This is a genomic window from Kitasatospora sp. NPDC085464 (assembly GCF_044541955.1).
Classification (GTDB): Bacteria; Actinomycetota; Actinomycetes; order Streptomycetales; family Streptomycetaceae; genus Kitasatospora.
The window spans coordinates 203,773-210,454 of record NZ_JBITTM010000009.1 but is presented as its reverse complement, the minus strand read 5'-3'; the positions used below and the strand labels follow the sequence as shown (position 1 = coordinate 210,454).

The window sequence follows — 6,682 nt, the reverse complement described above, 5'->3', positions numbered from 1 at the left end:
CGATCAGATTCGATGCAAGCCAGTCGGTATCGACCGCGTTATTGACGCAGAGCGGGTCCGAGTTCACACTCCGTCAGCCCTGGGGGTGGCGTCCGGCCGTCCGGTGCCGCCGGGCCCCGACACCACCCGTCAGTGCGACCTGGGGCGTCGCCGGGCGGGCATCGGGACCACTCCACCGAGTGACGGCACCTCTGGCGGCCCCTGCGGCGTCGGCGCGGCCGGCGGCAGGCCGGCGCTGATGCAGAGCAGGTCCGCCCAGGCCGCCAGGTGCCGCTCGAAACGGCCGTCGGCCGGCGTCCAGGAGGCCCGGATCTCGATCTCGGTCGACGACGGGCGGTCCGCCAGACCGCCGAAGTACTGGGACGCGCACCTGGTCACCGTGCCGGACGGCTCCGCGTACCCGGCGCCGTGCGCCTGCAGCGCGTCGAGCAGCCAGGCCCAGCCGACCTCGCACAGCATCGGGTCGCCGGCCATCTCCGGCTCCAGCTCGGCCCGGGTCATCGTGACCACCCGGAACTCCCCGTTCCAGGACTCCTGCCCCGCCGGGTCGTACAGCAGCACCAGCCGGCCGTCCGCAAGCTCCTCGCCGTCCACCTCGACCGCGGCGGTCACCGCGAAGGAGTGCGGGGCGAGCCGGCGCGGCGCCGGCGCGGGGGAGAGCTGCACCTCGGGCCGCAGCCGGGCCCCGTCCAGGGCCGCCACGGCAGCCCGGAACTCGCTCGGCGCCCCCTCGCGACCCGTTCCGCCACCTGCTCCGCCACCCTGCGCGGGGTGCCCTCCGACCGCTGCCATGACCCGAAGACTAGGTCGAAAGCACGGGTTATCGCCGCAACTTCTCTCCCAGCGGCGTGCCGGAACGGCAAACCCCGGCAGATCTTGGAGGAACCGACGAGACCGGCCGGGAAGAGGCCCCCGGGACGCGTGCGAAGATTTGACGCGTGAGCGAGACTACGGCAGACACGACGGCGGCCAGCAACGACGGCCGGACCACCCCCGCGCGCCGCGGCGCCGCGTACGACTCCGCGTTCCTGCGCGCCTGCCGGCACGAGCCGGTGCCGCACACGCCCGTCTGGTTCATGCGCCAGGCCGGCCGCTCGCTGCCCGAGTACCTGAAGGTCCGCGAGGGCATCCCCATGCTGGAGTCCTGCATGCGGCCCGAGCTGGTCAAGGAGATCACCCTGCAGCCGGTGCGCCGGCACAAGGTGGACGCGGCGATCTTCTTCAGCGACATCGTGGTGCCGCTCAAGGCGGTCGGCATCGACGTCGACATCAAGGCCGGCGTCGGCCCGGTCATCGCCGACCCGATCCGCACCTTCGAGGACCTGCAGCGGCTGCGCCCCCTGGAGCCGGACGACGTCCCCTACATCACCGAGGCCATCGGCCTGCTGGTGGACGAGCTCGGCGAGACCCCGCTGATCGGCTTCGCCGGCGCGCCGTACACGCTGGCCAGCTACCTGGTCGAGGGCGGGCCGTCCAAGAACCACGAGAACACCAAGGCCATGATGTACGGGCAGCCCGAGCTGTGGGCCGCCCTGGTGGACCGGCTCGCCGACATCACCTCGGCCTTCCTGAAGGTGCAGATCGAGGCGGGCGCCTCGGCGATCCAGCTGTTCGACTCCTGGGTCGGCTCGCTCGCGCCGGACGACTACCGCCGTTCGGTGCTGCCGGCCAGCACCAAGGTCTTCGACGCCGTCGCCGAGTACGGCGTGCCGAAGATCCACTTCGGCGTCGGCACCGGCGAGCTGCTCGGCCTGATGGGCCAGGCCGGTGCGGACATCGTCGGCGTCGACTGGCGGGTACCGCTGAACGTCGCCGCCGAGCGGGTCGGCCCCGGCAAGGGCCTGCAGGGCAACCTCGACCCGGCGGTGCTCTTCGCGCCCACCAAGGTCGTCGAGACCAAGGCCCGCGAGGTGCTGCACGCCGCCCAGGCGCTCGGCACCAGCGGCCACATCTTCAACCTCGGCCACGGCGTGCTGCCGTCCATGGACCCGGACGCGCTCAGCCGCCTCGTCGCCTTCGTCCACGAGGCCAGCGCGCGCTGACCCACCCGCGGTGGCGGGCCCCGTCCCGGGGCCCGCTACCCGGCGGCGACCTCGATCCCCGCGCGCCGCAGCAGCGCGGCCGTCACCCCGTCTCCGGGGCGCAGCTCCCCGGAGAACGTCCCGTCGTACACCTGCCCGCAGCCGCAGGACGGGCTGCGCGCCATCAGCACCGCCCGCCGCGCCCCCGCCGACTCGGCGGCGGCGAGCGCCGCCCGGGCGCCGGCCAGGAACTCCCCGGTGCAGTCCGCCCCGGTCGCGTCCACCACCCGCGCCCGCCCGTCCAGCACGTCCGCGCCGTCCCCGCCTACGATCTCCGCCGGCGGCCGCGGCGTCGGCAACCCGCCCGCCCCCTCCGGGCACACCACCACGGCCCGCCCCTCCTCGACCAGCCGCACGGCGTCCGCCGAGGTCTTCGCCCGCCCGTCGTACCGGCAGGGGATCCCGGCCAGGCACGCGCTCACCACGATCGGTTCCATGCGGTCGAGCCTACGGAACTGCGGTCAGTCCTCGACGAGCCGGTCCCGGCGGACCCTGAACTCCCGCTGCCCGCACACGGTTTCGAGGCGGTGCGGCCGGTGGACGGACACCGTGGCCACCCCGTCCGGGCCGGTTGCCGGCACCGTGCAGTCGATCTCGACCGGCACCGGGTACGGCGAGTCGACGTCGAGCCAGGCGTCCGGCCCGAGCGCCTGCTCCGTCCCGAACATCGCGGTCTTGTCGATCACGGACCACCGCGGCCCGTCCGCATCCGCGAAGCAAACCTCCACCCACCCCGGGAACCCGTCGTCCACCCACCGGACCGCCTCACCCCTCAGAAACGTCATGGCATTCCGATAGCACACCGCCCGTGCAGCCGGATACCGGGACGCCGATCTCGCTATCTTGGGGGCATGAGTGAGCTGCCGGACTGGATGTACGCGCCCAGAGCCGAGGGTTGGTTCGCCGATGACCTCGACCACCTGCCGCAGGCGCCGCGGCACACCGAACTGATCGATGGAGCACTGGTCTTCAGGGTGTCTCCCCAGCGTTCGTTTCACGGCAGGGTCGTGCGAAACCTGACCGCTGCGCTGGAGGCGTTGGTGCCGGACGGGGTGCTGGCCGAGGATCAGATGACGGTCAAGCTCGACCGGTGGAACCGGCCGGAGCCGGATGTGGTGGTCGCCGTGGCGGAGTACGACACCGCCCGCACCTGGTTCGCCGCAGCCGACGTGGCGCTCGTCGTCGAGGTCGTCTCGCCGGAATCCGCGCACCGGGACCGCACCGTCAAGGTCCGCAAGTACGCCGAGGCGGGCATCCCGCACTACTGGATCGTGGAGGAGGAGGCGGGCCTGCCGGTCGTGCACGTCTTCGAGCTGGAGGCGGTGACCTCCTCGTACGTCCCGGCCGGAATCTTCCGCGGCAAGATCGAACGCCCGGTGCCGTTCCCGATCGCGATCGACCTGGACGCGCTGGTGCCGAGCGGCGGGCGTGCAGCGGATTGAGGAGTCCGTGTAAAGACCTGCGAGACTGCGGAGCATGTCGGATGCACAGGTCGTCGTCGTCGGTGGTGGGATCGCGGGGCTGGCTGCGGCCGCTTTCCTGAGTGGCGCGGCCGGGGGGCCCGCGCGGGCTCGGGTGACGCTGCTGGAGGCGTCCGGGCGGGTCGGCGGGAAGCTGTGGGGTGGTGAGGTCGGCGGGGTCCGGGTGGACCTCGGGGCCGAGTCGGTGCTGGCCCGGCGGCCGGAGGCGGTGGAGCTGGCGCGGGCGGTCGGGCTGGCGGAGCAGCTGGAGCCGCCGACCACCGCGAAGGCGGCGATCTGGACCCGCGGGGCGCTGCGGCCGCTGCCGGGCAGGCAGGTGATGGGGGTGCCGGGCGACCTGGAGGCACTGGCGGCCTCCGGCGTGCTCACCGCCGAGGGGCTGGAGCGGGCCCGGCACGAGCAGCCCACCGACGTGGGGGAGGACGTCGCGATCGGCCGCTACGTCGCCGACCGGCTGGGCCGGGAGGTGGTGGACCGGCTGGTCGAGCCGCTGCTGGGCGGGGTCTACGCCGGGCGTGCGGACGAGATCTCGCTGCGCGCCGCGGTGCCGCAGCTGCTGGGGATCGCCCGGGGCGGCGGTTCGCTGGTCGAGGGGGTGCACGAGCTGGCCTCCCGGCCGCAGGTGGTCGGCACCCCGGTGTTCAACGGTCTGCGCGGCGGCCTCGGCACCCTGCCGGAGGCGGTCGCCGCGGCCTGCGCCGAGGCGGGCGTGGACCTGCGCACGGACGCCCGGGTGGACGAGCTCCGCCGCACCCCCGACGGCTGGCGGGTGCGGACCGGCGGCGAGGTGCTGCACGCGCACGCCGTGGTGCTGGCCGTCCCGGCCCCGGCCGCGGCCCGGCTGCTGCGCACGGACGCCCCGGCGGCCGCCGCCGAACTGGACTCCGTCGAGTACGCGGGCATGGCACTGGTGACCCTGGCATTCCGCCGTTCCGACCTGGCCGAGCCGCCGAGCGGCAGCGGTTTCCTGGTGCCGCCGGTGGACGGCCGGCGGATCAAGGCGTCCACCTTCTCGTCCAACAAGTGGGGCTGGCTGGAGCGTTCCGCGCCGGACGCGTTCCTGCTGCGCACCTCGCTGGGCCGGCACCGCGAGGACGAGGCGCTGGGCCTGCCGGACGAGGAGCTGGTGGCCCGCTCGCTGGCGGACCTGGGGGAGGCGATCGGGCTGACCGCCCGGCCGTACGACACCTTCGTCTCGCGCTTCGAGGCCGGCCTGCCGCAGTACCCGGTGGGCCACCCGGAGAAGGTGGCCAGGGTCCGGGCGGCGGCCGAGCGGGTGGGCGGGCTGGCGCTGTGCGGCGCCGCGTACGACGGCGTGGGCATTCCGGCGTGCATCGGCTCGGCGGCCGCCGCGGTGGCCGCCGTCGACAGACTGTTGACCCCGGAGACCGGGGAACGTTCCACGGAGAGGACAATGGGCGCATGACTGAGAGCGTTGAGCGGGAGCCGGAGCAGCGACCCGAGAAGAAGAAGGCGCGCGACCTGAACCAGGTCATCCGCTACACCATGTGGTCGGTGTTCAAGCTCAAGGACGCCCTGCCCGAGGACCGTGCCGCCCTGGCCGCCGAGGTGGACGAGCTGTTCGAGCAGCTGGCCGCGAAGGACGTGACCGTCCGCGGCACGTACGACGTCTCCGGTCTGCGCGCGGACGCCGACATCATGGTCTGGTGGCACGCCGCCGACTCGGACGACCTGCAGGAGGCGTACAACCGCTTCCGCCGCACCGGCCTGGGCCGCCGGCTGGAGCCGGTCTGGTCGAACATGGCGCTGCACCGCCCGGCCGAGTTCAACAAGTCGCACATCCCGGCCTTCCTCGCCGACGAGCGCGCACGCGACTACGTCTGCGTGTACCCGTTCGTGCGCTCCTACGAGTGGTACCTGCTGCCGGACGAGGAGCGGCGCGCGATGCTCGCCGAGCACGGCAAGATGGCGCGCGGCTACCCGGACGTGCGGGCCAACACGGTGGCCTCGTTCGCGCTCGGCGACTACGAGTGGCTGCTCGCCTTCGAGGCGGACGAGCTGCACCGGATCGTGGACCTGATGCGCGACCTGCGCCCCTCGCGGGCCCGGCTGCACGTCCGCGAGGAGGTGCCGTTCTTCACCGGCCGCCGCAAGCCGGTCAGCGAGCTGCTGGGCGGCCTGGCCTGAGCCACCCGCACTCCGTCCGGAGGCCGGCTCCCCGCACGAGGGGAGCCGGCCTCCGGCGTTCCCGGGCCCCCGGGCGTCGCCCCGCAGCCGGATCCGGGTCAGGTGCGGTGCGGGCGCAGGGCGGCGCGGAGGCGGGCGTCGGGGAGGACGGCCGGGCCGTTCATGGCGACGGCGGTGAGCAGTTCGCGCTCCTCGTCGTCGGCGAGGCCGCGCTGGCGGGCCGGGCGGACCTCCCGCAGCACCTCCTGGCCGATCGGGGAGGCCCAGCGGGTGTAGGGGTAGACGTCCACCCGGGCCATCAGCAGGGTGCCCGAGGTGAGCACCAGCGGCAGGGAGAACCAGGCGAGCGGGGTGAGGGTGTCACCGCCGGTGAAGCCCCTGACCGCCAGCGAGGCGGCCAGCAGGACCAGCGAGAGCAGCAGCGCGTGCCGGACCTGCCGGACGACCACGACGGTGCTGCGCTGCACCAGGGCCGGGGTGGCCAGGCCGGCCAGTGCGAGCCGGGCGCCGATCTCCAGCACGGTGGGGTGCTCGGCCATCGCCCGGCGCAGCTCGTCCGTGCGGCACTGGCCTTCCGGGCCGACGGTGGCGATGATCGCCCGCTCCAGGCGGCTGCGGCCCCTGGGGTCGACCACGGTGGTCCAGCCGGTGTGCGCCAGGTGCAGCCGGCCCCGGCCGGCCATCAGGACGAGGGCCAGTTCGACCACCCGGTCCGGGCCGCCGGCCAGGTAGGCGGTCTCGTACAGCCCGATGCCGACGGCTTCCGGTGGGCGCAGCCCGTCCTGTTCGGCCAGGGCATCGGCGGTGGCGGTCATCCGGACCAGCCGGAGGCAGGAGAGGACCGCCGCGACACAGGCCGGTATGAGGAAGAGCAACCACATGGGCTTGTTGTATGCCTGGCCCGATGGCGCGGGGAACGCCTTCCCGGTCCGCGATACCGAACTGTGACGTCGGTCGTGGGACGAACCGGGG

General features: G+C 73.8%; 8 protein-coding genes. 4 read left to right on the top strand and 4 right to left on the bottom strand.

The genetic code is table 11. The annotated features are described in order from the left end of the window. Window positions 1–129: 129 nt before the first annotated feature. Window positions 130–792 (bottom strand): DUF3000 domain-containing protein, encoded by a 663-nt coding sequence (locus ACIGG8_RS10740; protein ID WP_350521423.1) that lies wholly within the window; start codon window positions 790–792, stop codon window positions 130–132. Between the two features lie 146 nt (window positions 793–938). Between ACIGG8_RS10740 and hemE the strand changes: the two genes are divergently transcribed. Further along, window positions 939–2,042, top strand: a complete 1,104-nt coding sequence (gene hemE / locus ACIGG8_RS10735) for a uroporphyrinogen decarboxylase (RefSeq protein WP_396547002.1) — start codon at window positions 939–941, stop codon at window positions 2,040–2,042. A 35-nt stretch (window positions 2,043–2,077) separates the two neighbouring features. Here the strand turns inward: hemE and ACIGG8_RS10730 are convergent, their stop codons facing one another. Then, entirely contained in the window at window positions 2,078–2,518 is a 441-nt protein-coding gene (locus tag ACIGG8_RS10730; RefSeq protein WP_350521422.1) for a DUF523 domain-containing protein, read from the bottom strand. Window positions 2,519–2,542: 24 nt separating this feature from the next. After that, window positions 2,543–2,767 (bottom strand): hypothetical protein, encoded by a 225-nt coding sequence (locus ACIGG8_RS10725; protein ID WP_396547000.1) that lies wholly within the window; start codon window positions 2,765–2,767, stop codon window positions 2,543–2,545. 165 nt (window positions 2,768–2,932) lie between these two features. Between ACIGG8_RS10725 and ACIGG8_RS10720 the strand changes: the two genes are divergently transcribed. The 3 genes from ACIGG8_RS10720 to hemQ are packed head-to-tail and all read left to right on the top strand — an operon-like array spanning window position 2,933 to window position 5,710. Continuing rightward, window positions 2,933–3,523 carry a Uma2 family endonuclease gene (locus ACIGG8_RS10720; protein ID WP_396546998.1) on the top strand — a complete coding sequence of 197 codons (591 nt, stop codon included), beginning with the start codon at window positions 2,933–2,935 and terminating at the stop codon, window positions 3,521–3,523. 34 nt (window positions 3,524–3,557) lie between these two features. Beyond that, window positions 3,558–4,988, top strand: coding sequence for a protoporphyrinogen oxidase (gene hemG / locus ACIGG8_RS10715; RefSeq protein WP_396546996.1), 1,431 nt, complete (start codon window positions 3,558–3,560; stop codon window positions 4,986–4,988). Further along, complete coding sequence (gene hemQ / locus ACIGG8_RS10710) at window positions 4,985–5,710, top strand: hydrogen peroxide-dependent heme synthase (protein ID WP_396546994.1); 726 nt, start codon at window positions 4,985–4,987, stop codon at window positions 5,708–5,710. Before hemG ends, hemQ begins: the two co-directional genes overlap by 4 nt. A gap of 98 nt (window positions 5,711–5,808) precedes the next feature. On the opposite strand, the gene ACIGG8_RS10705 is transcribed toward hemQ, so the two are convergent. Next, window positions 5,809–6,591: a TIGR04222 domain-containing membrane protein gene (locus ACIGG8_RS10705; RefSeq protein WP_396546992.1), complete on the bottom strand. Its 783-nt coding sequence runs from the start codon at window positions 6,589–6,591 to the stop codon at window positions 5,809–5,811. Window positions 6,592–6,682 lie beyond the last annotated feature (91 nt).

Bases quoted from the DNA above. Each gene is read 5' to 3' on its own strand.
- ACIGG8_RS10740 (WP_350521423.1), bottom strand. From the start codon at position 792: ATGGCAGCGGTCGGAGGGCACCCCGCGCAGGGTGGCGGAGCAGGTGGC.
- ACIGG8_RS10730 (WP_350521422.1), bottom strand. From the start codon at position 2,518: ATGGAACCGATCGTGGTGAGCGCGTGCCTGGCCGGGATCCCCTGCCGG.
- ACIGG8_RS10720 (WP_396546998.1), top strand. From the start codon at position 2,933: ATGAGTGAGCTGCCGGACTGGATGTACGCGCCCAGAGCCGAGGGTTGG.
- hemG (WP_396546996.1), top strand. From the start codon at position 3,558: ATGTCGGATGCACAGGTCGTCGTCGTCGGTGGTGGGATCGCGGGGCTG.
- hemQ (WP_396546994.1), top strand. From the start codon at position 4,985: ATGACTGAGAGCGTTGAGCGGGAGCCGGAGCAGCGACCCGAGAAGAAG.
- ACIGG8_RS10705 (WP_396546992.1), bottom strand. From the start codon at position 6,591: ATGTGGTTGCTCTTCCTCATACCGGCCTGTGTCGCGGCGGTCCTCTCC.